This window comes from Leifsonia sp. NCR5, from assembly GCF_002105485.1.
GTDB lineage: Bacteria > Actinomycetota > Actinomycetes > Actinomycetales > Microbacteriaceae > Leifsonia.
The window spans coordinates 36,873-62,499 of record NZ_NCSR01000003.1 but is presented as its reverse complement, the minus strand read 5'-3'; the positions used below and the strand labels follow the sequence as shown (position 1 = coordinate 62,499).

Sequence of the window (25,627 nt, the reverse complement as noted above, 5' to 3'; positions counted from 1 at the left end):
GCGGGTGACCAGCCGAGTGGCTGACGTCGCCCTTAGCCGACCACGTCGTCGCTCGCGTGGCGGGCGCGGCCGAACGGCGAGAGCGCGAGGAAGACGGTGACCACGACGATCCCGGCTATCGCGATCCAGAGCGTCGGCCGGTAGCCGATGACCGTCGCGGCGAGGCCGCCGATGGGCGCCCCGACGACGATCATGGCGCGGTTCGCCGACCGCATCGTGGTGTTGGTGCGCGCCTGCAGCTCGTCCGGGGTGACGGCTTGCCGGTAGCCCATCTCGTTGGCGTTGCTGAGTCCCAGCCCGAGCCCGTAGAACCCTTGGCCGACCGTGAGGACCGTCACCACCAGCCAGGTGGCTGCGTCGCCGGGCACGGTCGCGATGAGGACCCAGCCGACCGCCATCAGCAGGTTGCTCGCGACAACCGCGACGCCCGCTCCCCAGCGGCGTCCGACGCGGATCGACACCGAGCTGCCGATCAGCCCGGCGACCCCGGCGCCGGCCAGGGCGATCCCGAGCTGGAACGCGCTCAGGTCGAGCGCGAGCAGCGCGAACGGCACGAAGACCGTGCCCAGGATGCTGTTGAAGAAGAACCAGCCGTGCGAGCCGAACGCCATCGGACCGAGCACGGGATGGCGGTAGACCCACCGCAGTCCCTCCGCGATCTCGCGGCGAAGGCTGCGGGCCGGGGTCGCCGTCGCCGGTGGTTCGTCCACCCTGACCCGCCAGATCGCGACCGCGGAGAAGAGGTAGGACACCGCATCCACGACGATGGCGGACGCCGCGCCGACGAGCGACACCAGCGCACCGGCGACGAGCGGCCCAGAGGTCTGCGCGACGGCGTCGCTCTGATCGGTGCGGGCGTGCGCGGCCAGCAGGGCGCCTCGGGGCACGATCCGCGGCACCAGCGACTGGGAGGCGGCGTCCCCGAACAGCGACAGCAGGCCCACGGCGCAGACGATCGCGAGCAGAACCGGGATGTTCAGCACGCCGAGAACGAAGAACAGCGGGATCAACGCCAGCAGCACCGCCCGCCCGAGGTCGCTCCCGATCAGCACCGGGCGCCGCCTCCGCCGGTCGACCAAGGCCCCGACCACGAGGCCGAGCACCAGATACGGGAGCCACCTGGCCGCGTTGAGCAGCCCGATGTCCGCGGCGGTCCCGTGCAGCGACACCAGCACGAGCACCTGGAGGGCCAGCGTCGTGACGTACGTGCCGAACCCCGAGACGGTGTACGACGCCCAGTACGCGAAGAATCCGCGAATCCTGAAGACGTCGCGTCGCCCCGGTCCCGACATGCCGCTCCTCCGCTTGTGTCTGCGATCAGGCTAACGAATGGGGCGCGTGTGCCACGATGAGGCAGGGGGGTCCCATGGTTTCGGAGAAAACAGATCCAGTCGTCGTCCGCGTCGGCCGGGTTGTCGGCCGCGCGTTCAAGCGGGTCGTGGATGCGTTGATGGTCGTCGGCTCGTCGCTCGGGCCGGCGCGTGGTGCGGGTGATCCGGAGGCTAGAAAAGGCTACGAGCAGCCGAATCGTGACTACCGGCCGTAGAGCACGACCGTGCCGCCAGCCCTCGCCCCAGGAATAGCGCACCCCCTCGCGCTGTTTTCGCGAGCGTGACGATCACCGCGATGACCTCCCCCGCCACGCTCGACGAGTTGCTGTCCACGCTCGAGTGGCGAGTGGATGCGTCGCGTCACGTCGCACTCGGGCCCGGCGACAGGGCGACCTTCCCCGGTGCGACGTTCGTCTATCTGCTTGCGGGGTCCATCCGGGTGCGTTCGCGCGGCCCGCAGGGGGTACAGCTCGCCTTTCACGCTGGCGACGTCGTCTTCACGACGGGGCGCAACGCGGTCGACCTGCTGGCGGACGGTCTCGGCGAGGTGATCGTCAGCGAGCTGCGGCCGGTGGGCGGCACCCGCGCGCTCGACGCGCTGCCCGACGTGGTGGGCGTGAACCAGCTGGCGGAGCTCGATCCGGCCATCGCCCTCCTCGCCGCGCAGATGGGCGGCTCGCTGAAGCCGCGCCGCGCCGGCGACGACGTGATCTGCGGCCGGATGGCCACCACCATCGTCTCGGTGGCGATCCGGGCCTGGGCGGAGGGCGACTGCGCTCCCGAGAACTGGCCGTCGGTGGTCGAGGACCCGTTCGTGTCCCGCGTGCTCGACGCGATGCACGAGAATCCCGGGCACCCGTGGACCGTGGGCGACCTCGCTGCGGTCGGCGCGATGTCGCGCACGATCTTCGCCGAGCGTTTCCGCGAGCAGGTCGGGCAGTCGCCCGCCAGCTATCTCGCCCAGGTGCGGATGGATGCGGCCATGACCTACCTGTCGCAGGACGGTCTCACGGTCAGCGAGACCGCCAGGATGCTCGGCTACGAGTCGGACGCCGGCTTCAGCCGTGCCTTCCGCCGCCACACCGGGTCCGCCCCGTCCGTCTGGCGGCAGCGCGCGAGCTAGCCGCGCGCGCCCCCCAGCCGCCCTCACCCCTGCAGCGCCCGGCGCCTCCCCGCGCTGCCGAACAGCACCACGCCCACCGCGACCACGGCCACCGCCACCAGGTACGTGAACCGCACATCCACGCTGTCGACCAGGATGCCGCCGAGCCCGGCGCCGAGGGTGATCGCCAGCTGGAACCCGGCGACGACGAGGCCACCCGCCGCTTCGAGCCTGTCCGGGATGTAGCGTCCGGCCCAGGTGTTGATGACCGCCGGCCACGCCCCGAAGCCGAAGCCCCAGACCGCGATGGCCGCTGCCACCACGATCACTGAGCCCTGGCCGAGCACCGAGAGCAGGATCGCCCCGGCGATGAGCGCCGGCTGCAGGTAGCGCAGCAGTCCGAGGTACCGGTCGGCGAGCGCGCCGACCACGAGGTTCCCGACCACGCCGCCCACGCCGAACACCACGAGCAGGCCGGCCGCGAAGGCCGTGTCGAGTCCGGGCACCTGGTCGAGCGCGAGCCGGATGAACGTGTACGCCATGAAGTGCCCGAACACGATCAGGATGTGGCCGGCGAGGCCTTGCCGCACGCCAGGCCGCTTGAGCGTGTCGACCAGGATGCTCAGGCTCGACGCCTCGGCCGGGGCGATCCGTGGCAGCGTCAGGCGCAGGGCGACCGCGACGACGGCGGTGAGCACGGCCGCGCCGAGGAACACGCCGCGCCAGTCGACCAGCTCGGTGAGGTACACCCCGATCGGCACACCGGCCACGACGGCCAGGGTCATGCCGGCGCTGACGATGGTCATCGCCCGCCCGAGCCGTTCCGGGCTGGCCAGCTGCGCCGCCACCGTGAGCGACATCGACCAGAAGCCGCTGATCGCCACGCCGATGAGCAGTCGCGCCACCAGCAGCAGCCACAGCGACGGCGCCACCGCCACGGCCAGGTTGGACACCGCGGCGAGGATCGCGACGAGCACCAGGAAGGTGCGCCTGTCCATCCGGGGGATCAGGATGCCGAGCGTCGGCGCCGCCAGGAACCCGACGAACGCCGTGACGGTGACGGTCTGCCCGGCCTGTCCGGGCGTCACCCCCAGCTCGGCGGCCATCGCGGTCAGCACACCGGACGGCAGGAACTCGGCCGTCACCAGCACGAAGCTCGTCAGGAGCATGACGATGAGGGCGGCCCAGCGCGTGCGCTGGTGCGTGGGAGCGGCGGGGGAGGTGGCCCGGATGGGAGAGGTGTCTGTCGTCACTGTTCCACCCTGGCGGATCGCGGAGGGGCGCACCTGATCCTCCGTCCGGGACAGGCGACCATCCGTCCGGATCGTCTGCGCGGTCGGTCAGACCGCCGACCGGCGCCGCGCATCCCGCGCCATCGCCACCCGGGGCCAGTCGCTGAGCGCGAGCCCGGCAGCGGCCTCCTCGCGCACCCGCTCGCGGAGCGCGTCGTCCCGCTGCTCGTCGGGAAGCAGCGAGAATCCGAGACGGGCGTAGTACGGCGCGTTCCACGGGACGTCCGCGAACGTCGTCAGCGTCAGCTCGGTCAGCCCGCGCTCCAGCGCCCAGGCGTCCGCAGCCTCGATCAACCGCGCGCCCAGCCCCTGCCTGGCGTGCGATGGATGCACGGACACCTGCTCGATGTGCGCCCGGCTGCCGAGCGTCTCGACCAGCAGATACGCGACGGGGGTGTCCGTCCCGTCGACCGCCACCAGCGCTCCGCCGCTCCGGATGCACGCCGCCAGCTCGTCCGCGCCGGGCGGCTCGTCGTCGGCGATCTCCGCGAGCCCGATCCCGCGGAAGGGCTCTCCCGCTGCCCGTTCGATCTCCTGGATGGCCGGGATGTCCGTGGTCCGTGCCGCTCGAATCGTCACCGTCCGAGCGTATAAGAACGGGGAAGGTCGGGCAGGGTCAGCTTTCCGCGCCGGCGACCACCGTGCCGATGCCGAGGGCCGCGAGGATGCCGGCGGACACGCGTTCGAGCGCGCGGGTGACCCGCGGGCGCTTCAGCCAGGCGACCATGCGGGAGGCGAGCAGCACCACGACGCCGAGGTAGGCGACGGAGACGAGCGCGTCCACCGCGCCGAGCAGCATCGTCTCGCCCAGTCCCGCGTTCGCCGGCACGAACTGCGGCACGACCGCGAGGAAGAACAGCCCGACCTTCGGGTTGAGCAGGGTGGAGAGCATCCCGGCCAGGAGGCTGCGGAGCGACCAGCCGCCGGTCGCCGGAGCCGCGGGGGACTCTGCGCCACCCTCCGCCGAGGCGTCGCCGGAGGCGGCGGCAGCCGCAGCGCGCGCGCTCCTCAGAGTCGCGACGAAGGCCATCACACCGAGGTAGATGAGGTACAGCCCTCCCAAGATCTTCACGATGCGGAACACCTCGGCAGACTGCTCCATCAGCGTCGCGAGCCCGACCGCGACCAGCCCGGCCCAGACGAGCGAGCCGAGCGAGCAGCCGACCGCCGCCGCGAAACCGTCGCGCGCCCTGGCCATGCTGTAGCGGAGCACCAGGAACGTGTCAGGTCCAGGGGTCAGCGCGAGCACCAGGCAGAGCCCGGAGAAGGCGAGGATCGTGAGCAGCGACATGCGACGATCCTAGGGCCGGTCAGAGCGCGAGGGTATAGGTCGCGACGCCCACTGCGATCACGGGGCACCTTCCGCGTCCGGTGCCGCCGCGTCCGGTACTGCCTCCGCATCCGCCGCCGCCGCGCGCGCCGCCAGCGCCCGCTCCCGCATCGCGAGGAACAGCGGAAGCGCGAACGCGAGCGCCACCAGCGGGATGAGGACGATGTAGACCCACACCCGCCGCATCCCGAGCCGCCTGCTCTCGAAGACCATGAACGCGATTGCGGCCACGGCGGCGATCAGCACGTCGACCGTGAGCGACGAAACCGCCGGGCCGCTCTGCAGCCAGTCGCCCACGTAGTCGCGGTGCTGCAGGATGGCGGCGATGTTGAACGCCCAGGTGCCGACGAGCCCGAGGAGGGCGACGACGAGGAAGAAGACCGCCCTGCTGTTCCAGCGCGGCCCGGTCATGCCGTCGCCCCCGCGTGCATCCTCGGCCGCGAGCCGGAGTGCGTTCCGACCGCGACGACAGCGACGGCGGCGATCACTCCGCCGACGGCGATGATCCATCCTCCGGCCAGGAAGAGCCCGTCCGGCCGCACGATCGACTGCCCGGCGAGCGCCTGGAACGTCACCAGGACAAGCACGGCCGCGTACACCGCGGTCGCCACCACGACGAGCCGCAGCCGCACCCTGTCGTCGGCGACGGCGCGCCAATGGCGGCCGAGCCAGCCGAGCGCGATGGCGAAGAGCGGCAGCAGTTGCAGTGCGTGCATCCCGATGAAGTGCGGGATGCGCAGATCGCCGCCCACCGTGCTCCAGCCGAGCAGGGGCAGGCCGGGTCCGCCGTCCGCCAGCCCGACCGTGTGGGCGCCCGCGATGCCCTGGAAGTCGTGGAGCTGTGCGGCGGTCGGCCCGGTCATGAGGTAGGCGAGGCCCATCCCCACGAGCGCGATCAGCGCACCCGCCCGCACGGCGACAGTGGTGGATGCGGTCGGCAGCCGCAGGAAGAACACCGCGATCGTCGTCACGAACGTTCCGACGTAGAGCACCGTGATGGACACGGCCATGATGCCCCACACCGCGGCGGCGAGCCCGGTCGAGACGTTGAAGTGACTGGTGGTGCCGGCGGCGGCGGCGCCGACGATCGCGACCTGCTCGACGATCAGGGCGACCGCGATGACGGTTCCCGCGGTGTGCGCCACGCGGCGGAACCGGGGGAGGTGCGCGATCAGCCAGGCCCAGGTCACGCTGTAGAGCAGGATCGACAGGGAGAACTTGAGCGGCTTGAGCCAGGTGTCGACGCCGAGGACCTGCCTCTGGTCGACCAGCAGGCCGATCAGGCAGACGATGGTGCTGACGACCATGAGGGCGGCGACCGTCATGAGCGGACGGTGCCAGGCGAAGACGGACTTCATGAGAGCCTTCTCTCCGAGGTGACGGCGGCCTGGGCGATGCGCCGCAGACCGAGGGCGAGCGAGTCGCCGAGCACGGTGCCGACCACCATGAGCTCGGCCATCCGCGACGCGTCCGGCAGAGCCGCGACGGCGTCGAGGTCGGCGTCGGCGGCCGCACGGGCCGCTGACGCGTATGCGTCCAGATAACTGTCCGGCAGCGGGAAGCCGGCGTTCGCGAACGCGTCGAGCACGCGCGCGGCGATCTGCTGGCCGATGTTGCCTTCGCAGTCCGACCATCCCGCGCGCCCGATCAGCGCGTCGATGCGGGCGATGGATGCGTCCGTCGGCTCCGACACGTCGGGGACCGCGGCGCGGGACAACGCCTGCTGCGCCACGTCGAACGTGTGCGCGATCGGCGCATCCGGATCGTCGAGCGCCGCCAGCACCTGCGCCACCGAGCTGACGGACAGGTGCCCGACTTCGAGCATCGACCGGATGAGCCGCAGCCGGTGGATGTGCGCATCGCCGTATTCCGTGCGGTTGCCGTTGAGGCGCTCACCGGCCGGCAGGAGTCCCTCGCGCACGTAGTACTTGATCGTGGCGGACGGGGTTCCGGTGGTCTCGGCGAGTTCGGTGATGAGCATGCGCCGATAGTAACACTACCGGTAGCGCCACTACCAGTGTCTCAGAGCGCGTCGTCTCCGCGCGAGCGCTTCGATCGGGACGGGGCCTCCTGCAGCGAGAGCCAGAACAGGATCGCCAGCAGGCCGAAGATCACCAGCGAGGAGGCGAGGTCGCTCCAGGTGAACGGCACGAGCTCGCCGTCGATCGACAGCACCAGCGCGGACTCGATGAAACCGAAGACCAGGAAGAACGCGGCGAGCAGCGCCCTCGTCCTCCGCACCGAGCGTCCGCGCCTGTGCAGTTCGAGCCTGCGCAGCTCCACCATCAGGGTCAGCAGCAGCAGCGGAAGGATCTGGGCGAGTGCGGCGGCGGTCGCGCTGTCCATGAGCACGATCCGCACATCCATCGGGTCAACCACGTCCCCATCTTTCACCGCAGGGCCGCCCCGCGCCACCCCGCTCGTTACGGCGGGGGAAACATTTGTTGCGCGTGGCACCGAACAGCGAAATGATGAGCCCGACGGGCCTACAGCGCCGCACACCGACCGTCGTGCGGCGACGCGTGGAGGGGAGCCCACACATGGAGTTGGATGTCGATGGAGTAGCCGAACGGGTCTCGACCGGCGCGCTCCCGTCCTGGGACGACGTCGAGCACCTCGTCCAGGATGCGTACGAGCGCAACCGGGCGGTGACCGCGGGAACGGTCGCCGACTACATCCCCGCCCTGGCCGTCGCCGACCCCGCCCTGTTCGGTGTCAGCGTCGCCGAGGTGAACGGCGCCGTGCACAGCGCGGGCGACGTCGGGCACGCGTTCTCCATCCAGTCGATCTCGAAGGCGTTCGTCTACGCCCTGGTCTGCGAGGAACTCGGCCACGAGCTCGCCCTCGAACGCGTCGGGGTGAACAACACCGGCCTCGCCTTCAACTCGGTGATGGCCATCGAGCTGAACGACGGGCACCCGATGAACCCGATGGTCAACGCGGGAGCTCTCGCCACCACGGCGCTCGTTCCGGGATCGACCGCCGACGAACGGTGGGCGTTCATCCAGGACGGCCTCTCGCGGTTCGCCGGGAGGCGGCTCGAACTCGACACCGGCGTGTACGAGTCGGAGGCGGCGACCAACCAGCGCAACCAGGCCATCGCCCGGCTGCTGGAGAGCTACGGCAGGATCACCGCGGACCCCGTCGAGGTCGTCGACGTCTACACGCGGCAGTGCTCGCTCCTCGTCACGGCACGCGACCTCGCTGTGATGGGCGCCACGCTCGCCGACGGCGGCGTGAACCCGGTCACCGGCGAACGCGTCGTCTCCCCGCACGTCTGCAGGGACACGCTCGCCGTGATGGCGGCCAGCGGACTCTACGAGCAGTCGGGGGAGTGGCTGTTCGAGATCGGGATACCGGGCAAGTCCGGCGTCGCGGGCGGCCTCGTCGCCATCGCGCCGGGCAAGGCGGGGATCGGCACGTTCTCTCCCCCGCTGGATGCGGCGGGCAACAGCGTTCGCGGCCAGCGGGCCACGGCGTTCCTCTCACGCAGCCTCGGGCTGAACGTCTTCGCGTCCGACGTGCACGGCAGGCCGGACGCGCAGCTCCATGACACGTCGACAGAAGGGCAGGAACGATGAGTGCAACAGAAGCCGTCGCACCGGTGATCGAGAAGGCCTCGTGGCGACCGATGATCGCGCTGTTCTGCGCGCAGATCCTGATGTCGTTCAACGTCGCGGCCCTGCCGGTGTCGCTCGGAGGAATGGTCGACGACTTCGGGGTCCCCCCGACCACCGTCAGCACCGCCATCGTCATGTACGGCATCGCGGTCGCGGCGCTCGTGATGGTGGGTGCCAAGCTCGGTCAGCGCGTCGGCTGGGTGCTGATCTTCCGCATCGTTATCGGGCTGTTCGCGGTCGCCGAGGTGATGATGATCTTCGCGCCGACCGTCGGCTGGGTGATCGGCGCCCAGGCGCTCGCCGGAGCGTCCGCGGCCATCATCGTCCCGGCGCTCGTCGCGCTGATCGCGGAGAACTACCGGGGGACGCAGCAGGCGACGGCCATCGGATCGCTCGGCTCTGCCCGCGCCATCTCCGGGTTCAGCGCGTTCTTCATCGGCGGCGCGCTCGGCACCCTGGTGGGCTGGCGGCCGGTGTTCGCGATCCTGGTGGTGCTCGCGGTCGTGGTGTTCATCCTGAGCTTCTCGCTGCGCTCCGACCGTGGGGACAGCAGCGTCAAGATCGACGTGGTCGGCGCCATCCTGATCGGTCTCGGCATCGTGCTGCTGACGCTCGGCTTCAACAATCTGAACGCGTGGGGCATCATCGAGGCCAGGCCGGATGCGCCGTTCGACATCCTGGGGCTCTCTCCCGCGATCGTGTTCATCGTGGTCGGCATCGTGCTCGGGCAGGCGTTCTTCCTCTGGACCCGCCGCCGCACCAAGACGGGCCGGGTGCCGCTGATCGCGCTGAGCGTGCTGCGCTCGTCGCGGGAGCGCTCGGCGGTGTACGCGATGTTCATCATCGTGCTGCTGGAAGCCGCCATCAACTTCACCATCCCGCTCTACACGCAGATCGTGCAGGGCCGCACGCCGTTCGACACGTCGCTCGCCATGATCCCGTTCAACCTGACGGTGTTCGTCACTGCGATGCTGGTGGTGCGGTTCTACCGCAGGTTCAGCCCGCGCACGATCGGCGTCTTCTCCTTCATCCTGACCACCGCGGCGCTGGCCTGGCTGTCGCTCGTGGTGACCAACAACTGGGAGACGCTCCCGACCATCCTGGGGCTGATCGTGTTCGGCATCGGGCAGGGCGCCCTCGTGACCCTGGTGTTCAACGTGCTGGTCACGGCGTCGCCGAAGGAACTCGCCGGAGACGTCGGCTCGGTGCGCGGGACCACGCAGAACCTGGCCTCCGCGGTCGGCACGGCGATCGCCGGCGCGCTGCTCGTCACCATCCTCGGGCTGAACGTCGGGCAGGCGGTGATCGCGCATCCCAAGCTGCCGGAGTCGCTGACCTCGCAGGTGGATCTCGACAACGTCAACTTCGTCAGCAACGACCGCCTCCGCGACGTGCTCGCCCAGACGGACGCCTCACCCGCCCAGGTGGATGCGGCCGTGCAGATCAACGAGCAGGCGCGCCTCGACGCCCTCCGCCTCGGGCTGCTGATGCTCGGCGCTGTGAGTGCGCTCGCCATCATCCCCGCCGCGCGTCTCCCGCGCTACCGCTCCCACGAGATCCCGGACCCGTCGCCGGCCGCCGACTGACCATCGGGCCCCAACACATCCACGCGACACCCGAGACGGGTGCCGCGTGAGTGTGTTCGAACTCGATGATCGCGCTCATTCCGAGGTCAGCTGATCTTCCGCCGGTAGATCGCGATGGCGAAGCCGTAGGCCACCACCAGGATGCCGACGAGCCAGGCGAGGGCGATCCAGATGTCCCCGCCCACCGGCTGCTCGGCGAAGAGCGCGCGGATGGTGTTGACGATCGAGGTCACCGGCTGGTTCTCGGCGAACCAGGCCACCGGGGCCGGCATCGACTCGGTCGGCACGAACGCGGAGCTGATGAACGGGAGGAAGATCAGCGGGTAGCTGAAGCCGCTCGCCCCGTCCACGGTCTTGGCCGAGAGTCCGGCGATCACGGCGATCCAGGTCAGCGCGAGGGTGAACAGGATCAGGATGCCCGCGACGGCCAGCCACCCACCGACCGACGCCCCGGTGCGGAACCCCATGATCAGCGCGACGCCGATGACGACGGCCACGGAGACCAGGTTCGCGGCCAGCGAGGTGAGCACGTGGCCCCAGAGCACGCTCGACCGGGAGATCGGCATGGACTGGAACCGCTCGAAGATGCCGCCCTGCAGATCCAGGAACAGCCGGTACGCGGTGTACGCCACGCCGGATGCGATCGTGATGAGCAGGATGCCGGGGAGCATGTAGTTGACGTACGACTCGTCCGAGCCGGTGTGGATGGCCCCGCCGAGCACGTAGACGAAGAGGAGCATCAGCGCGATCGGGGTGATCACGGTGGTGATGATGGTGTCCGGGCTGCGGAGGATGTGGCGCAGCGACCGACCGGTCAGAACGCCGGTGTCGCTGATGACGTGCGTGGTCATCGGTCTGCCTTTCGTGTGGTTTCGGTTGCGGTCTCTTCGGCTGTCTCGCCCGTCTCACCGACGAGGGCGAGGAACACGTCCTCGAGCGACGGCTGCTTCTCCACGTACTCGACTTTCGCCGCGGGGAGGAGCTGCTTCAGTTCGGCGAGCGTGCCGTTCTGGATGATCGTGCCCTTGTGCAGGATCGCGATGCGGTCTGCGAGCTGCTCGGCCTCGTCGAGGTACTGCGTCGTGAGCAGCACCGTCGTGCCCTGGCCGGCCAGCTGCTTGACCGTCTGCCACACCTCGATGCGCGCCTGGGGGTCGAGGCCCGTCGTCGGCTCGTCGAGGAAGATGACCGGCGGGTTGCCGATCAGGCTCATCGCGATGTCGAGGCGGCGGCGCATCCCTCCGGAGTACGTGGCCGCCTTGCGGCTGCCGGCGTCGGTGAGCGAGAACCGGGCGAGCAGGTCGTCCGCGATGCCGCCCGGGTTCTTCAGGTGGCGCAGCTTGGCGACCAGGATGAGGTTCTCCCTGCCGGTGAGCACCTCATCCACTGCGGCGAACTGGCCGGTCAGGCTGATCGACTCGCGCACGCTGCCCGGCTCGGCCGCCACGTCGTATCCGGCGACCGTCGCGGTCCCCGCATCCGACTTCAGCAGCGTCGACAGGATGCGCACGAGGGTGGTCTTGCCCGCGCCGTTCGAGCCGAGCAGGGCGAAGATGCTGCCGGGGGCGACGTCGAAGTCGACGCCGCGGAGCACGCTCAGCTCCTTGAAGGACTTCTCGATGCCGTGCACCCGGATGGCGGGTGCCGGCATGGTGGTGGTGGTCATTCGTCCGTCTCCTTGTTGTCGGGGGCGGCCTTTCCGCTGACCGCCGCGTCGATCGCGTTGGTGAGGCGTGCCCGCTCCTTGTCGATCCACTGGTGGCCCGAGTACGAGGCGGCGAACTCTTCCGCGAACTCCACGGGGTCGTCGCCGACGATGTCGCGCACCGGAGTGCCGTCGATGGATGCGCGCTCCCACAGGTCGGTGTGGTCGCCGATCATCGTGACCAGGGTGTCGCCGTCTGTGATGCCGCCGTAGTACATGAAGTACCTGTTGAGGGCCTTGGCCGTGCTCCGATAGGGCTCGGGGAGAGCTTCGACGCGGGCGACGGCCTGCTTGTACTGCTTCTTCTGTTCGAGGGAGCCGGTGAGGGCTTCGATCCATTTCGCGACCATGACTACTGTTCCTCTTCCTGGGTGTGTGTTTCGGTCTGTTCGGTGTGGCGGAGCTGTTCCAGTCGCTCGGAGAGGAAGCTCCAGGTGGTCCAGAATTCGTCGAGGTATTCCTGGCCCTGGCTGTTGAGGGAGTACACCTTGCGGGGCGGCCCCTTCTCGGACGGGACCTTCTCCACATCCACGAGGCCGCGCTGCTCGATGCGGACGAGCAGTGCGTAAATGGTGCCCTCTGCGATGTCGGAGAAACCCTGGTCCCTCAGCCAGGAGGTGATCTCGTAGCCGTATGCTGCGCGGCCGGCGAGGATGGCAAGGACGATGCCCTCGAGGGTTCCCTTGAGCATCTCTGTCGCTTGCTTGCTCATGACGCTCTCCTTACTACTCAGTGTTGCTTGGTACTACTAGATAGTAAGGCAGAGTACCGGTAGTTAGCAAGACTGAATAGTGAACTTTTTCCAAGCGGGTGGAAATAGGGGGGTGCGAAAGAAAGTTGAGCCTAGTAGACTCAAGTTTGCCCGACCGAGGAAAGGACACCAATGGCGAACATGCAAGGCGCGCCCTCCACTCAAGAGGAGCAGAAAAGCGCGCTCGAACAGTACGGCGTCAACCTCACCGAGATCGCCAAGAGCGGCAAGCTCGACCCGGTCATCGGCCGGGACGCCGAGATCCGCCGCGTCAGCCAGGTGCTCACGCGCCGCACCAAGAACAACCCCGTGCTCATCGGTGAGCCGGGCGTCGGTAAGACCGCTGTTGTCGAAGGCCTCGCCCAGCGCATCGTCGCGGGCGACGTCGCAGACTCCCTGAAGGGGAAGCAGCTGGTCTCCCTCGACCTCTCCGCCCTCGTGGCCGGCGCGATGTACCGCGGCCAGTTCGAGGAGCGGCTCAAGGCCGTCCTCAAGGAGATCAACGACGCGGAGGGGGAGATCATCACCTTCGTCGACGAGCTGCACATCCTGATGGGCGCCGGTGGTGGAGAGGGCTCCGTCGCGGCCTCCAACATGCTGAAGCCGATGCTCGCCCGCGGCGAGCTGCGCCTCATCGGCGCGACCACGCTCAACGAGTACCGCGAGTTCATCGAGAAGGACGCCGCCCTCGAACGCCGCTTCCAGCAGGTCTACGTGGGTGAGCCGAGCGTCGAGGACACCGTCGCGATCCTCCGCGGCCTCAAGGGCAGGTACGAGGCGCACCACGGCGTCACGATCGAGGACTCCGCCCTGGTCGCAGCCGCATCCCTGTCGAACAGGTACATCACCGCCAGGCAGCTGCCGGACAAGGCGATCGACCTCATCGACGAGGCCGCGAGCAGGCTCAAGATGGAGATCGACTCCGCCCCCGTCGAGATCGACACGCTGCAGCGCGTCGTCGAGCGCATGAAGCTCGAAGAGTTCGCGCTCAAGAAGGAGAAGGACGAGGCCAGCAAGGAGCGCCTGGAGCAGTTGCGCACCCGGCTGCACGAACAGGAGGCCCAGCTGGCCGAGCTGCAGGAACGCTGGCGTGCGGAGAAGGCGTCGCTGAACCGCGTGGGAGAACTGCGCTCCCAGCTGGATGAGGCCAAGACCAAGCGGGACCTCGCGCTGCGGGACGGCCGCTACCAGGAGGCGTCGCGCATCGAGTATGAGACCATCCCGGCCATCGAGCGGGAGCTCGCAGAGGCGGAGAACGCCGAGAAGCACCCCGACCAGCCGCGCATGGTCAACGAGCAGGTGACCGCCGACGACATCGCCGCCGTCGTCGCCGCGTGGACGGGCATCCCCGTCGACCGGCTGACGCAGGGCGAGACGGAGAAGCTGCTGCACCTGGAGGCCGAGCTCGGCCGCCGCATCATCGGGCAGAAGAAGGCTGTCGCCGCGGTGGCGGACGCCGTGCGTCGCACGCGCGCCGGAATCTCCGACCCCGACCGGCCGACGGGTTCCTTCCTGTTCCTCGGGCCGACCGGTGTCGGCAAGACGGAGCTGGCGAAGGCGCTCGCGGCCTTCCTGTTCGACGACGAGAAGTCGATGGTGCGCATCGACATGAGCGAGTACGGCGAGAAGTTCTCGGTGTCCAGGCTCGTCGGCGCCCCTCCCGGCTATGTCGGTTACGAGCAGGGCGGTCAGCTGACCGAGGCTGTCCGCCGCCGTCCGTATTCGGTGATCCTCCTCGACGAGGTGGAGAAGGCGCATCCCGAGGTCTTCGACGTGCTGTTGCAGGTGCTCGACGACGGGCGCCTCACCGACGGCCAGGGCCGCACGGTCGACTTCCGCAACGCCATCCTGATCCTCACCTCCAACCTCGGAAGCCAGTTCCTGGTCGACCCGGCCCTGAACGAGACCGAGAAGGAGGAGGCGGTGATGCAGATGGTCCGCCAGGCCTTCAAGCCGGAGTTCGTGAACCGCCTCGACGACATCGTGGTGTTCTCGGCTCTCGACAAGGAGGAGCTGGGCGAGATCGTCGAGCTCAACATCGACCGGCTGATGCGCCGCCTGCAGGAACGCCGCCTCGAACTGGCGGTGACCCCGGATGCACGGCGCTGGCTGGCCGAGCGCGGCTACGACCCGATCTACGGTGCCCGCCCGCTGCGTCGCCTGATGCAGCGCGAGATCGACGACAGGCTCGCCACGGAGCTGCTGGCCGGAGAGATCCGGGACGGCGACGTGGTGAGGGTCGACCTCGCGGAGGATGGCGAGCACCTGACCGTGGCGCCGGTGCGGGAGTAGCGCGTCCGCCGCTGTGCCGTACTAGCCGCTCTGCCGAACTACGGGCGCGGCGGGAAGACGCCCTGGAGGGCGATGATGTAGTTGAGCGAGAGGTATGGCTGCAGGTTGTTGTGCGGCTGGCTGCTGCCCGCGACGGCGAATGCGTCGGCCGCGAGCGGCACGGTTGCTTGGCCGGTCGAGTACGCCCGCTCGGTCACCCTGCCGTAGCGCGGGATGGCGAGCGAGGCGTTCGGAGACACGACGCCCGTGGTTCCGGGCGCGTTGACGGCGAGCACGTTGTGCGTGTGCGACGGGATCGTGCTCTGGTCGAGCGAGACGGCCGGTTCTCCACCGCTCTGACCGAGGTCGTACGCCGAGAGGACGCCGCGTGGCCCGTTCGGCGTCCAGCCGAGCGCGGTCCGCCCTTGCAGATTCGGCAGCGCGAACGTCGACCTTCCGTCTCCGCCGTACGTGGTGCCGAGCAGGGAGAAGAGCGCCGTGTTCTGCGAGAGCGGCAGGAGCTGTCCCAGGCAGAACGCCCACCCCTGAGGGGCGAACGCGAAGGCGACGAGGCGGATCTCGCCGACGAATTGGTCAGACATCGGTTCCTCAGTTCGGGGTGGGGAAGATGCCCACCAGGGCGATCAGGAAGTTGACGGTGAGGTATGGAGCGGTGTTGGTGTGCGCCAGGCCGCCGCCGACCTGCGACACGGCGATGGGCGCCATCGTCGCCGTCGGAGCGGCTGCGTACGCCGCCTTTCCCGGCTGGGCGAGCTGCGATCCGGTCGGCGTCGCCGTGTTCGGCACGACGGCGACGGCCGCTTGATGCGTGTGCGCGCCGAGCTCGCTCGCGGTCAGCGTGTGGTCGTACTCCCCGCCCGCCTGGCCCTGCGGGAAGTCGTTCGCGAACCCGACGGGCACCCGCCCGCGCAGGTCGGGGAGGCGGAAGTTGGTCTGACCGTTTCCGCCGTAGGTCGTGCCGAGCAGCGAGAACAGTGCTTGATTCTGGTTGATCGGAAGGAATTGCCCGTCGCACATCGCCCAGTTCTTCGGCGCGAATGAGAACGAGGCCAGGCGGATTTCGCCCAGGTACGGTGTGCTCACGCTGGTCTCCTCAATGTGTTCAAGTCTGGGACGGAAACAGGCCGTACAACGAGATGATGTAGTTGATGGCGAGGTACGGCGGCATGTTGTCGTGCGCCTGATTGCCGCCGGCCGGGTTGAGTGCCGTTCCGAGCTGGGCCGTGGGCGTGTCCGTGCTGAACGGGACGTCGGCCCAGCCGGCCAGGTAGTTGCCGGAGGCGGACGGCGTGGTCGCCGTCGCCGCCGCGGCGATCGGGTGCCCGTGCCGGGGGAGCTGCTGCACACCGAGCTGGACCGTCTCCGCCCCAGCGGCTTCGCCCATCGTGAAGGTGCGACCCAGCGAGGGCCCGGTGCCCTGGTGCACGGGAAGGCGCCCGCTCAGGTCCGGCAGGCCGAAGGTCTCGATGCCGTCGCCGCCGTATGTCGTCCCGATGACCTGGAACAGCACATCGTTGTCCGAGATCGGCAGCAGACCGCCGGTGCAGAGCGCCCATCCCACCGGCGCGAAGGTGCCCGCGAACATCCGGATCTCTCCGACGTACGGCTGACTCATGCCTGCTCCTTGTCCTGGGTGAAGACGGCTTCGAGGCGGAGCCCCTCTGCGTCGCGCGCGAGCGGCACGACGAAGACGGGTTCGGCGATCCCGGCGCCGACGATGTCGTAGCTGTTCTGCTCGGCGGGGAAGTCCGTCCCCGCGCGGAACTCGAGTGAGAACGTCGTCCAGGCGCCGTCGGTCTGCTGGTCGCTGATCGACGCCAGGTGGATGCGGTACCGCGTTCCTGCCCCATCCACGGCCTCCAGGTCGGCGCCGTTCGCCGCGCTCCAGCGCTCGTATGCCGTAAGGCTCATCGGGCGGCCCCCGTGCTCATGGCCAGGTAGCCTCCCTGTTCGGACACGGTCGTGAAACCGTGCCGCCGATACAGCCGGATCGCGCCGTCGTTCAGCGCCCAGACGGTGAGGGTCACCCGGTCGGCCGAGGCCGCGAGCCAGGACAGGGCGCGCGAGCCGAGGCCGCCGCCTCTGTGCTGTGAGAGGATCGCGAGATCGACGAGGTGCGCATCCCTGCCGGTGTGGTCGGCCGTGATCGAGCCGACCACCTCGCTGTCGAGGAGGACGAGCGAGGTGACGGCGCCGGGATGCCGCGATGCCCGCTCCGCCGATGCTGCACGGAACTGCAGGTCGAGCAGCTGGTCGAGCGCGGGGCCGTCGATGCCGGGGAATTCGCTCCGCTTTGCGTCGTCGAAGATCGCGCGCACCAGGGCGGCGTCGTCCGGGGTGGCGGCACGGAACCCGATCGTGTCGGTCAGCATCACAGGTTCCGAATGACGATGGCCTGAAGCGAGCGCGTCATGCGCCTCGGCCCGATCGCGACGAGGAACAGCGTCGTCGCCGGCACGCCGTCGGCGGTGAGCGTGTAGATGCCGTCAGCCGCCTCGTATCCGGCGGCGGCGGTGAAGTGCAGACCGAAACGGTGCTCGTGACCCGCGTCCGCCCCTCCGGCGACGTCGTCGACGCTCGCGAGGGTGAGGTGGATGGTGCGCTCGTCCGAGACGGCGGTGAAGGCGCGTCCGACGGCGGGGAGGTAGAGCGAGCGCGTCGGCTCGACGGCGGCCGCAGCGGTCGCCGGGATCGCGGCGGCTGCTCGGGATGCGGTCCCCGCGAACGCGGGAACGGCGGGAGCTGCCGCGGCGACGGCGGCGACACCCAGCCCGCTCAGCGCAGAGACCATGACGGTTCGACGTGACACCTCGGGCACGAGAGTCCTTCCTGCGGGCACCGCGCGGGTCGGGTCGCCGCGGGAGTTCGACTGCGAGCCTAGGGCATCGCCGCCTCGCGTTCTGACACTCACAGAGGGGGCATTCGCGGACGCGCCGGTGCCGATAGCATCGCAATGCACTCATAACTAGGCCAGCGACCCGGGTTGGCAGAGGGAGCCCGACCGCCCATGCCGTCCGTACCCGTGCGCGCCCTCTCGGTCGTCACCGCCCTCCTTCTCGCGACCGCCGGGATACTCACCGGTCCCGCACCAGCGCTGGCGGCGGGCTCGACCGTCGTGGTCACCAGCACGGCCGACACGGATACGACCGGTGCATGCTCGGGCGGGACCACACTGGCGAACCCGGTCACCCTCCGCAACGCGCTCTGTGTCGCGAACAACGCGGGCGGCGCGTGGGACATCACGGTCGGCGCGGGAACGTACGCGCTCGACGACACGCTCGGCCCGCTGACGGTGGGCACCGCATCCGGAGCGGACATCACCCTGGCAGCGGCATCCGGTGCGTCCCCGAAGGTGGTGGGCGCCGGGGAGAAGCAGGTGTTCGTGCTCGACCCGAGCGGTGTCGGCGGCGTCTCCGTGACGCTGGACGGACTCTCGGTGCTCGGCGGCGTCGACAACGTCATGGGAGGCGGGGCACTGATCGGCGGCTCCGGCAGCGCAGCGACGCTCGACTCCCTCACCATCCGCAACTCGACGTTCTCCGGCAACAAGGCCAACGCGGCGACGGGCCAGAGCACAGCGAACCCCGGCGGCGCCATCCAGTTCATCGGCGGTGCGCTCACCGTCGTCGACTCGACCTTCACCGGCAACGACGCCGGCAGCAGCGCGGGCGGTGCCATCGCATACCAGGCGCAGGGCACGGCGTCCGGCGAGAAGCTCTCGATCACCGGCAGCCGGTTCACCGGCAACACCACGACGGCGACGAGCCCGGTCGGCAACGGCGGAGGAGCGCTCGCGATCAGCGACGTCGCCGGGTCGACGCCGATGAGCATCACGGGAAGCACCTTCGCGAACAATGCAGGAGTGTCGAGCGGAGGACCGTCCACCGGCTCGGCCGTCTGGCTGAACGGCGGCTCGCTCTCGATCACCGGTTCGACGTTCACCGGCAACACCGGAACGGGCGGCTCCGCCGTCGCCGTGATGGCCGGTTCCCTCACCGCCCACTTCAACAGGATCACCGGGAACACCGCTCCGGCGCTCGCCGTCGCCGGGGGCTCGGCGCTCGCGACCCAGAACTGGTGGGGATGCTCGACCGGCCCGGGCGGCTCCGGATGCGACACGGTGAGCGGCACCACGGCCGCGGCGTACACGCCGTACCTGCGCTTGACGGCCACCGCGAACCCGTCGCCGATCGTGCGCCCGGCGACCACGTCGACCTTCACCGCGAGCCTCCTCCTCGACTCGGCGGGCGCGGCGGTCGCGTCGTCGTCGCTCACGGCGTTCGACGGCCTCCCCGTCGCCTGGTCGAACGCGCTGCCGGCCGGGTCGTCGATCGGTGCGTCGTCGACCATCGCTGCCGGTGTCGCCTCCTCGACATACACGGCGGGCGCGACGGGCGGGGTGGGTTCCGCGACCGCTCAGCTCGACGGCGGCACGGTGTCCGCCCCCGTCTCGGTCTACACGCTCGCGTCGTTCACGTCGCCGTCCACGTTCGGCGCCGTCGTCGGCACCCCGGCATCGTTCACGGTGGTCGCCACCGGCTATCCCGCTCCTGCGCTCACTTTCACCGGCACCCTGCCGCCCGGACTGACCGCCACGATCAACGGCAACGGCACCGCGACCATCAGCGGGGTCCCGGCAGCGGGCAGCGCGGGCGACTATCCCGTCACCGTCACGGCCAGGAACGCCGCATCGCCGTCCAGTGTCGCTCAGACGGTGACCATCGTGGTGCAGCAGGCCGCCGCCTTCACGAGCGCGGCAGCGAGCACGTTCGCGGCTGGATCGAGCGGGAGCTTCACCGTGACCGCATCCGGCCGCCCGACCCCCACGCCGATCACCGTGACCGGCACGCTCCCGTCCGGCGTGACGTTCACCGACCACCACGACGGAACCGCCTCCATCGCCGGGACACCGTCGGCAGGGTCTGGCGGGGTGTACCCGGTGACCCTCCAGACCTCGAACGGCGTCGGCGCCACGGCTGTCGAGTCGTTCACGCTGACCGTGAACGAGTCGCCGCGCATCACCAGCGCGCCGAGCGTGACCACCACGCTCGGCACCGCGGCGGCGTTCACCGTCACCACCGGGCACGCGTACCCCGCCGTCTCGGCGCTCGCGGTCACCGGGACTCTGCCCGCCGGTCTGGTCTTCGCCGACAACGGCGACGGCACGGGCACCATCTCCGGCACCCCCACCGGTCCCGGCGGGAGCACGGTCGTCACGATCACCGCCGCCAACGGGGTGGGCCAGGATGCGACCCAGTCCTTCCAGCTCCTCGTGCACGCGGCCCCCGTGGTGACTGTCGCCGCGGCGGACCAGACCGCGAACGTCGGAGCCACGGTGAGCTTCACGGCCGCCGCGAGCGGCTTCCCCGCCCCGGCGGTTCAGTGGTGGGTCTCGTCGGACAACGGGGCGTCGTTCGTCCAGATCCCCGGAGCGACGTCGACCACGGTGTCGCTCACCGCGCGCACCATCGACGACGGCCGCATCCTCCGCGCCGTCTTCACCAACGCGGCGGGCAGCTCGCACACCGACGCACGTCTGACCGTCGGCGACGCCCCCACCATCTCGAGCCCGGCCGCCGCCGAGGTCACGGCGGGCGCCGGCGTCCAGGACATCGCTGTCACCACGGCGGGCTTCCCGTCTGCGACGCTTGCCGCGACGGGCGCGCTTCCCGCCTGGGCGACCTTCACCGACCACCACGACGGAACGGCGACCATCTCGGTCGACCCACCCGCAGCATCCGGTGGCCTGTACCCGTTCACGATCACCGCGAACAACGGCTTCACGCCGAACGCCAGCCAGGCCTTCGTGCTCACCGTGCTGCAGTCCCCGGGCTTCACCTCCGCGGCCACCGCCGGGATGAGCGTTGGCAGCGCCGGATCGTTCACCGTCACGACGGCGCCGGGATTCCCCGCGGCGACGACCGTCTCGGCGAGCGGGACACTGCCGTCCGGACTGGCGTTCACCGACAACGGCGACGGCACGGCGACACTGTCCGGGACCCCGGCACCTGGTGAGGGCGGCGCGTACGCGGTCACCCTGACGGCGACGAACGGACGCGCAGCCTCGGCGACGCAGACGCTCACGGTCACGGTGATCGAGACGCCGACGTTCACCAGCCCAGCCGCCCTGACAGTCACGCGCGGTGTCGCGGTCGACGCGACGGTGACCACCGGCCACGCCTACCCGGCGATCGGCGCACTGTCGTCGACACCCCTCCCCGCCGGGCTGACCTTCACGGACAACGGCGACGGGACCGCGAGCATCCGGGGCGTCACGACCGACCAGGCCGGCGCATCCACTGTCACCATCACCGCAACGACGCCGGGACAGCCCGACCTCGTGCAGGTCGTGACCGTCGCGGTCGTCGACGCCGCCGCCGTGCCCCTGCCGCCCCTCCCGCCCACGGCGGCAGGGCCGCTCTCCGGCGTTCCGACGACGGTGACAACGGGCCAGCAGCTCACGCTGACCGCCAGCGGCTTCGCCCCAGCGGCCCCCGTCACCTTCGGCATCTACTCCAGCCCGGTCGTCCTCGCGACGGTCACGGCCGACGCCACGGGCTCGGCCACGGCGACGGTGACGATCCCCGCGGGACTGACGGGCGCGCACTCGCTGGTCGCGAGCGGCATCGGCCCGGACGGCACGCCTCGCTTCGTGCGCACCGACATCGCGTTGCCGACCGCCCCGGTCGACCCGGGGACGCCGGGGACGCCTGGCACGCCGGCCACGCCAGGTGCGCCCAGTGCGCCGACCGCGTCCGGCGGCTCCGGCCTGGCCGCGACCGGCCTCGACGCGTCCGGGCTCGCCGCCCTCGCGGTCCTGCTCCTCGCAGCAGGCGCGCTCGTCGCCTTCCGCCGCCGCCCGCAGCAGCCATAGCGCGACGCGAAGCCGCGCCGAACGTCACCGGTCGTCGGTGGTGCGGAGGTACAGGGCGAGGCAGATCAGCCCGGCCGCGAGCGGCATGGCGAACGCTGTCCAGATCTCACCCGCTCGTCACGATTCCGCCAACCATAACAGAAACCTGACGTGGAAAATGTTACGCCTTGGGTAACTCGCCCACCGTGACCACCCTCTGCGCGGCGGCCCCGGCGAGACAAGCACCTCGCCCTGTCGAGGAGACGCAGGCGAGTAGCATCTCGTTACTGATCTGGTGCATGGTGTGCACGCGGTCTGGAAAGGCGCTGACCATGGGAATGCTCGACGGGAAATGGGTGACTGACGGAGGCCTCGAGACCGACCTCATCTTCAACCACGGAATCGACTTGCCCTCCTTCGCCGCTTTCCCGATCCTGGAGAGCGCCGACGGGATCGACCTGCTGCGGCGCTACTACGCCGACTACGCCGCGATCGCGCACGCGGCGGACGCGGGAGTGCTACTCGAGACACCCACCTGGCGAGCCAACTCGGCCTGGGGCGGTGAGCTCGGCTACGACGAGGCTTCCCTCGACCGGACGAACCGGGATGCGGTCGCGCTCATCCGGTCTGTGCTCGCCGATGCCGGAGCGCTCGACGGCCTGGTTTCGGGATGTATCGGGCCTCGCGGCGACGGGTACATCGCTGCGGATGGCGACGCCGACGAGGCGGCGGCGTTTCACCTGCCGCAGGTGCAGTCGCTCGCCGATGCCGGAGCCGACCTCGTTCACGCTATGACGATGACCGGGGCCGCCGAGGCGATCGGCGTCGTGCGCGCCGCCCGGAGCGTAGGCGTCCCGGTCTCGATCTCCTTCACCGTCGAAACCGATGGGCGACTGCCGGACGCAAGCCGGCTGGTCGACGCGATCGCATCGGTGGATGCGGCGGCTCCGGCCGACTTCTATGGTGTCAACTGTGCCCACCCGACACACCTCATGGCCGCGCTCGATGGTGAATCGTGGCAGGAGCGTCTCACGTTCTTCCGCCCGAACGCCTCGACGCTTTCGCACGCCGAACTCGACGAGATGGAGGAACTCGATTCCGGTGATCTTCCCCTCCTCGTCCGAGCGACACGGGAGCTTCTCGTTCAGCTACCCCAGGTGACGGTCATCGGCGGATGCTGCGGCACAGACAGCCGGCACGTCGCTGCGCTGTGGGCGAGCATTGATCGGTCAGGGTGAATCGGTCGACGCTCCCCGGAGCAGGCGGACAGCCGCAGGCCTCCACCGTGCGGCGTAGGCTTCTGACCATGCTTGCAACGGTCATCCACGGTGAAAAAGACATCCGCGTCGAAGAGGTCCCCGATCCCGTCCTGTCCACCGGGGGCGACGCCATCGTGCGCGTCGTCGCAGCCTGCGTCTGCGGCTCCGACCTGTGGCCGTACCGCGGGGTCACGCCGACGCACCACGCGCACCGCATCGGTCACGAGTTCGTCGGCGTCGTCGAGGAGGTGGGGCCGGACGTGAAGACGATCGCCCCCGGCGACTTCGTCATCGCGCCGTTCTACGACTGCGACATGACGTGCGTCAACTGCAAGAACGGCGTCAGCACCTCCTGCCTCAACGGCGGATGGTGGGGGTCGGACGACAAGCTCGGCGGCTTCGCCGACGGCGGCCAGGGTCAGAAGGTGCGCGTCCCGCACGCGGACGGTTCACTCGTGGCGACGCCGGAATACCCGAGCGACGACCTGATCCCGAGCCTGCTGACGCTCTCGGATGTGATGGGCACCGGCCACCACGCCGCCGTCTCCGCCGGGGTCACCGAGGGCAGCACGGTCGTCGTGGTGGGCGACGGCGCGGTCGGGCTGTGCGCGGTGCTCGCCTCCGCGCGCCTGGGCGCTTCGCGCATCATCGCGATGTCGCGGCACGAGTCGCGTCAGGAACTGGCACGCGCGTTCGGCGCGACCGACATCGTCGCCGAGCGCGGCGACGACGGCGTCGCGGCGGTCAAGGAGCTGCTCGGCGGCATCGGGGCAGACTGTGTGCTCGAGGCGGTCGGCACCAAGGAGTCGATGGACCAGGCGATCCGTTCGGCGCGCCCCGGCGGCATGGTCGGATACGTCGGCGTCCCCAACGGCGGCCCTGAGCTGCCTGTGCGCCCGCTGTTCAACAACAACGTCGGCGTGAACGGCGGTGTCGCTCCCGTGCGCAACTACGTCGAGGAGCTGCTGCAGGATGTCTGGTCCGGCGCCATCGACCCCGGCCGCGTCTTCGACCTGGAGCTCCCGCTCTCCGAGGCGGCCGAGGCGTACGCGGCAATGGATGAGCGCCGCGCCATCAAGGTGCTCCTCCGTCCCTGAGCCGGCCACCATCGAGAAATCGGGGGCGACGCGCACACTGCGCGTCGCCCCCGATCGGTTATCGCGGGTGTCCGGCTAACCCTTGGAGGCTGCCTGGTTGACGGTGTCGATGATGTCCGCCGCCGAGCCCTTGCCTGCGAGCAGGTTGACCACTCCGGTGTTCATCGCGTTGCCGACGTTCTGCCCGAGCAGGGTGTCGAGGAACTGGGCCATGAACTTGGTGTTGTTGTACGCATCCAGCTCCGACTTGGTCACGGAGTCGGTGATGCCGCTCTGCGCGTCCTTGTTGACCGGGATCGCGTTGAAGGCCGTGTAGTTCTCCTCCTGCACCGACTTCGTCGTCATGTAGTTGAGGAACGCGGTGCACTCCTTCTTCGGGGCCTTCGCCGAGCACGAGTACCCGCCGACGCCGCCCATCATGGCGCTGGGATCGCCTGCTCCGCCGGGGACGGACGGGAAGGGGAACCATCCGAGGTCGGGCAGCGGCTTCTGGTCGGGGGTGAGCGACGCGATCACTCCCGGGTCCCATCCGCCCATGAGCTCCATCGCCGCCTTGTGGTTGGCCAGGAGGCCGGCGGAGCTGCCTGCGCCCTGCTGGGCGGGGGTGGTGAGGAAGCCGTTGTTGAACGGGTTGGTGTCGTTGAACGCCTTGAGGTCCTCTCCGGCCTTCGTCCAGCACTTGTCGCTGAAGTCGAGGGATGCCGCCGACTTGTTGAGCGCGCTCTCGCTGCACTCGCGCAGAGCGAAGTTGTAGTACCAGTGCGCAGCAGGCCAGGCGTCCTTCGCGCCGACGGCGACGGGGGCGACGCCGGTCGCCTTGAGCTTGACGATGGCGGCGTTCAGCTCGTCCATGGTGGTCGGGGGAGTGTCGATCCCCGCCGCCTTGAACAGGTCCTTGCTGTAGAAGATGCCCTCGGGGTTCACGTTGACGGGCATCGCGTAGATCTTGCCCTTGTACTCGTTGCTCTTGAGCACGCCGGCGTTCACGGACGCCTTGGTGGTCGCGTCGATCGAGTCGGTGATGTCCATCAGCTGGCCGGCGTCGACCATGGCGTTCATCTTGCCGCCGCCGCGCTGCAGGAAGATGTCCGGTGCGGACGCCGAGTTGAGCGCGGTCTGGAGCTTGCCGTCGAGGTCCTCGTTCTGGACCGTCTGAAGCTTGATGGTGACGTTCGGGTTGGCCTTCTCGAAGTCCGCGATCGTCTTGACCCAGAACGCCTTGCCGGGGCCGGTCGTCGAGTTGTCCCAGAAGGACATGGTGACCTTGCCGTTGCTGGGCGTTGTGCCTGAGCCGCTGCAGCCTGTGGCGAGCAGCGCAGTGCCCGCGACAAGTGCGAGAACGCCCGCGACGCGAATATTCCTCTTCATTGTGGAAACTCCTTGATAACGGTTCACGACGTGCGACGGTC

Annotated in this window: 27 protein-coding genes; 8 read left to right on the top strand and 19 right to left on the bottom strand. The window is 69.6% G+C overall.

Annotated elements, in window-relative coordinates; translation table 11 throughout:
* Positions 1-32: 32 nt before the first annotated feature.
* A complete protein-coding gene (locus B7438_RS03785; protein WP_085368222.1) occupies positions 33-1,292 on the bottom strand; it encodes an MFS transporter in 1,260 nt (419 codons plus the stop codon).
* A 74-nt stretch (positions 1,293-1,366) separates the two neighbouring features.
* On the opposite strand from B7438_RS03785, the gene B7438_RS20170 reads away from it, so the two are divergent.
* The gene (locus tag B7438_RS20170) at positions 1,367-1,546 is read left to right on the top strand and encodes a hypothetical protein (protein ID WP_143465577.1); all 180 of its coding nucleotides are present in this window, start codon (positions 1,367-1,369) and stop codon (positions 1,544-1,546) included.
* Between the two features lie 80 nt (positions 1,547-1,626).
* The gene (locus B7438_RS03780) at positions 1,627-2,454 is read left to right on the top strand and encodes an AraC family transcriptional regulator (RefSeq protein ID WP_085368392.1); all 828 of its coding nucleotides are present in this window, start codon (positions 1,627-1,629) and stop codon (positions 2,452-2,454) included.
* 23 nt (positions 2,455-2,477) lie between these two features.
* Here the strand turns inward: B7438_RS03780 and B7438_RS03775 are convergent, their stop codons facing one another.
* The 7 genes from B7438_RS03775 to B7438_RS03745 form a co-directional block, all read right to left on the bottom strand.
* The gene (locus B7438_RS03775; protein ID WP_085368221.1) at positions 2,478-3,686 is read right to left on the bottom strand and encodes an MFS transporter; all 1,209 of its coding nucleotides are present in this window, start codon (positions 3,684-3,686) and stop codon (positions 2,478-2,480) included.
* An 87-nt stretch (positions 3,687-3,773) separates the two neighbouring features.
* The gene (locus B7438_RS03770) at positions 3,774-4,304 is read right to left on the bottom strand and encodes a GNAT family N-acetyltransferase (protein WP_085368220.1); all 531 of its coding nucleotides are present in this window, start codon (positions 4,302-4,304) and stop codon (positions 3,774-3,776) included.
* A gap of 37 nt (positions 4,305-4,341) precedes the next feature.
* Complete coding sequence (locus B7438_RS03765) at positions 4,342-5,016, bottom strand: LysE family translocator (RefSeq protein ID WP_085368219.1); 675 nt, start codon at positions 5,014-5,016, stop codon at positions 4,342-4,344.
* A 57-nt stretch (positions 5,017-5,073) separates the two neighbouring features.
* On the bottom strand, positions 5,074-5,466 hold the full coding sequence (locus B7438_RS03760) for a DUF2834 domain-containing protein (protein WP_085368218.1): 393 nt from the start codon (positions 5,464-5,466) through the stop codon (positions 5,074-5,076).
* Positions 5,463-6,413: a hypothetical protein gene (locus tag B7438_RS03755; RefSeq protein WP_085368217.1), complete on the bottom strand. Its 951-nt coding sequence runs from the start codon at positions 6,411-6,413 to the stop codon at positions 5,463-5,465. The genes B7438_RS03760 and B7438_RS03755 overlap by 4 nt, the downstream gene beginning before the upstream one ends.
* The gene (locus tag B7438_RS03750; RefSeq protein ID WP_085368216.1) at positions 6,410-7,036 is read right to left on the bottom strand and encodes a MerR family transcriptional regulator; all 627 of its coding nucleotides are present in this window, start codon (positions 7,034-7,036) and stop codon (positions 6,410-6,412) included. Before B7438_RS03750 ends, B7438_RS03755 begins: the two co-directional genes overlap by 4 nt.
* Before the next feature lie 41 nt (positions 7,037-7,077).
* Positions 7,078-7,434, bottom strand: a complete 357-nt coding sequence (locus B7438_RS03745) for a hypothetical protein (RefSeq protein ID WP_085368215.1) — start codon at positions 7,432-7,434, stop codon at positions 7,078-7,080.
* 161 nt (positions 7,435-7,595) lie between these two features.
* Here B7438_RS03745 and glsA point away from each other — a divergent pair, with 161 nt between their 5' ends.
* Both glsA and B7438_RS03735 read left to right on the top strand, forming a co-directional pair.
* A complete protein-coding gene (gene glsA, locus B7438_RS03740) occupies positions 7,596-8,636 on the top strand; it encodes a glutaminase A (protein ID WP_085368214.1) in 1,041 nt (346 codons plus the stop codon).
* Complete coding sequence (locus tag B7438_RS03735) at positions 8,633-10,261, top strand: MFS transporter (protein WP_085368212.1); 1,629 nt, start codon at positions 8,633-8,635, stop codon at positions 10,259-10,261. The genes glsA and B7438_RS03735 overlap by 4 nt, the downstream gene beginning before the upstream one ends.
* 86 nt (positions 10,262-10,347) lie before the next feature.
* Here B7438_RS03735 and B7438_RS03730 read toward each other — a convergent pair whose 3' ends face one another.
* From B7438_RS03730 to B7438_RS03715, 4 genes are read right to left on the bottom strand one after another with little or no spacing between them, the layout of a single operon-like run.
* Positions 10,348-11,112 carry an ABC transporter permease gene (locus B7438_RS03730; RefSeq protein ID WP_085368210.1) on the bottom strand — a complete coding sequence of 255 codons (765 nt, stop codon included), beginning with the start codon at positions 11,110-11,112 and terminating at the stop codon, positions 10,348-10,350.
* Complete coding sequence (locus tag B7438_RS03725) at positions 11,109-11,912, bottom strand: ABC transporter ATP-binding protein (protein WP_085368391.1); 804 nt, start codon at positions 11,910-11,912, stop codon at positions 11,109-11,111. The genes B7438_RS03730 and B7438_RS03725 overlap by 4 nt, the downstream gene beginning before the upstream one ends.
* An 11-nt stretch (positions 11,913-11,923) precedes the next feature.
* Positions 11,924-12,316: a DUF1048 domain-containing protein gene (locus B7438_RS03720; RefSeq protein ID WP_085368209.1), complete on the bottom strand. Its 393-nt coding sequence runs from the start codon at positions 12,314-12,316 to the stop codon at positions 11,924-11,926.
* A gap of 2 nt (positions 12,317-12,318) precedes the next feature.
* Positions 12,319-12,678 carry a PadR family transcriptional regulator gene (locus B7438_RS03715; protein ID WP_085368206.1) on the bottom strand — a complete coding sequence of 120 codons (360 nt, stop codon included), beginning with the start codon at positions 12,676-12,678 and terminating at the stop codon, positions 12,319-12,321.
* Positions 12,679-12,849: 171 nt separating this feature from the next.
* On the opposite strand from B7438_RS03715, the gene B7438_RS03710 reads away from it, so the two are divergent.
* The gene (locus B7438_RS03710) at positions 12,850-15,009 is read left to right on the top strand and encodes an ATP-dependent Clp protease ATP-binding subunit (RefSeq protein ID WP_085368204.1); all 2,160 of its coding nucleotides are present in this window, start codon (positions 12,850-12,852) and stop codon (positions 15,007-15,009) included.
* Between the two features lie 38 nt (positions 15,010-15,047).
* Here B7438_RS03710 and B7438_RS03705 read toward each other — a convergent pair whose 3' ends face one another.
* Genes B7438_RS03705 through B7438_RS03680 form a run of 6 tightly spaced genes read right to left on the bottom strand, consistent with a single transcriptional unit; the run spans position 15,048 to position 17,818 of the window.
* Positions 15,048-15,590 (bottom strand): phage tail protein, encoded by a 543-nt coding sequence (locus B7438_RS03705; protein WP_085368202.1) that lies wholly within the window; start codon positions 15,588-15,590, stop codon positions 15,048-15,050.
* Positions 15,591-15,597: 7 nt separating this feature from the next.
* The gene (locus B7438_RS03700) at positions 15,598-16,092 is read right to left on the bottom strand and encodes a phage tail protein (RefSeq protein WP_085368200.1); all 495 of its coding nucleotides are present in this window, start codon (positions 16,090-16,092) and stop codon (positions 15,598-15,600) included.
* A 19-nt stretch (positions 16,093-16,111) separates the two neighbouring features.
* Positions 16,112-16,624 carry a phage tail protein gene (locus tag B7438_RS03695; protein WP_085368198.1) on the bottom strand — a complete coding sequence of 171 codons (513 nt, stop codon included), beginning with the start codon at positions 16,622-16,624 and terminating at the stop codon, positions 16,112-16,114.
* Positions 16,621-16,920 carry a hypothetical protein gene (locus B7438_RS03690; protein ID WP_085368196.1) on the bottom strand — a complete coding sequence of 100 codons (300 nt, stop codon included), beginning with the start codon at positions 16,918-16,920 and terminating at the stop codon, positions 16,621-16,623. Before B7438_RS03690 ends, B7438_RS03695 begins: the two co-directional genes overlap by 4 nt.
* The gene (locus B7438_RS03685; protein ID WP_085368194.1) at positions 16,917-17,381 is read right to left on the bottom strand and encodes a GNAT family N-acetyltransferase; all 465 of its coding nucleotides are present in this window, start codon (positions 17,379-17,381) and stop codon (positions 16,917-16,919) included. The genes B7438_RS03690 and B7438_RS03685 overlap by 4 nt, the downstream gene beginning before the upstream one ends.
* Positions 17,381-17,818 (bottom strand): hypothetical protein, encoded by a 438-nt coding sequence (locus B7438_RS03680; RefSeq protein WP_143465575.1) that lies wholly within the window; start codon positions 17,816-17,818, stop codon positions 17,381-17,383. Before B7438_RS03680 ends, B7438_RS03685 begins: the two co-directional genes overlap by 1 nt.
* A 198-nt stretch (positions 17,819-18,016) precedes the next feature.
* Here B7438_RS03680 and B7438_RS03675 point away from each other — a divergent pair, with 198 nt between their 5' ends.
* From B7438_RS03675 to B7438_RS03665, 3 genes are all read left to right on the top strand, one after another.
* A complete protein-coding gene (locus B7438_RS03675; RefSeq protein ID WP_085368191.1) occupies positions 18,017-21,883 on the top strand; it encodes a putative Ig domain-containing protein in 3,867 nt (1,288 codons plus the stop codon).
* A gap of 311 nt (positions 21,884-22,194) precedes the next feature.
* Complete coding sequence (locus tag B7438_RS03670; RefSeq protein WP_247597185.1) at positions 22,195-23,100, top strand: homocysteine S-methyltransferase family protein; 906 nt, start codon at positions 22,195-22,197, stop codon at positions 23,098-23,100.
* A gap of 68 nt (positions 23,101-23,168) precedes the next feature.
* Positions 23,169-24,218, top strand: a complete 1,050-nt coding sequence (locus B7438_RS03665; protein WP_085368189.1) for a zinc-dependent alcohol dehydrogenase family protein — start codon at positions 23,169-23,171, stop codon at positions 24,216-24,218.
* Between the two features lie 75 nt (positions 24,219-24,293).
* On the opposite strand, the gene B7438_RS03660 is transcribed toward B7438_RS03665, so the two are convergent.
* Entirely contained in the window at positions 24,294-25,586 is a 1,293-nt protein-coding gene (locus B7438_RS03660; protein WP_085368187.1) for an ABC transporter substrate-binding protein, read from the bottom strand.
* Positions 25,587-25,627 lie beyond the last annotated feature (41 nt).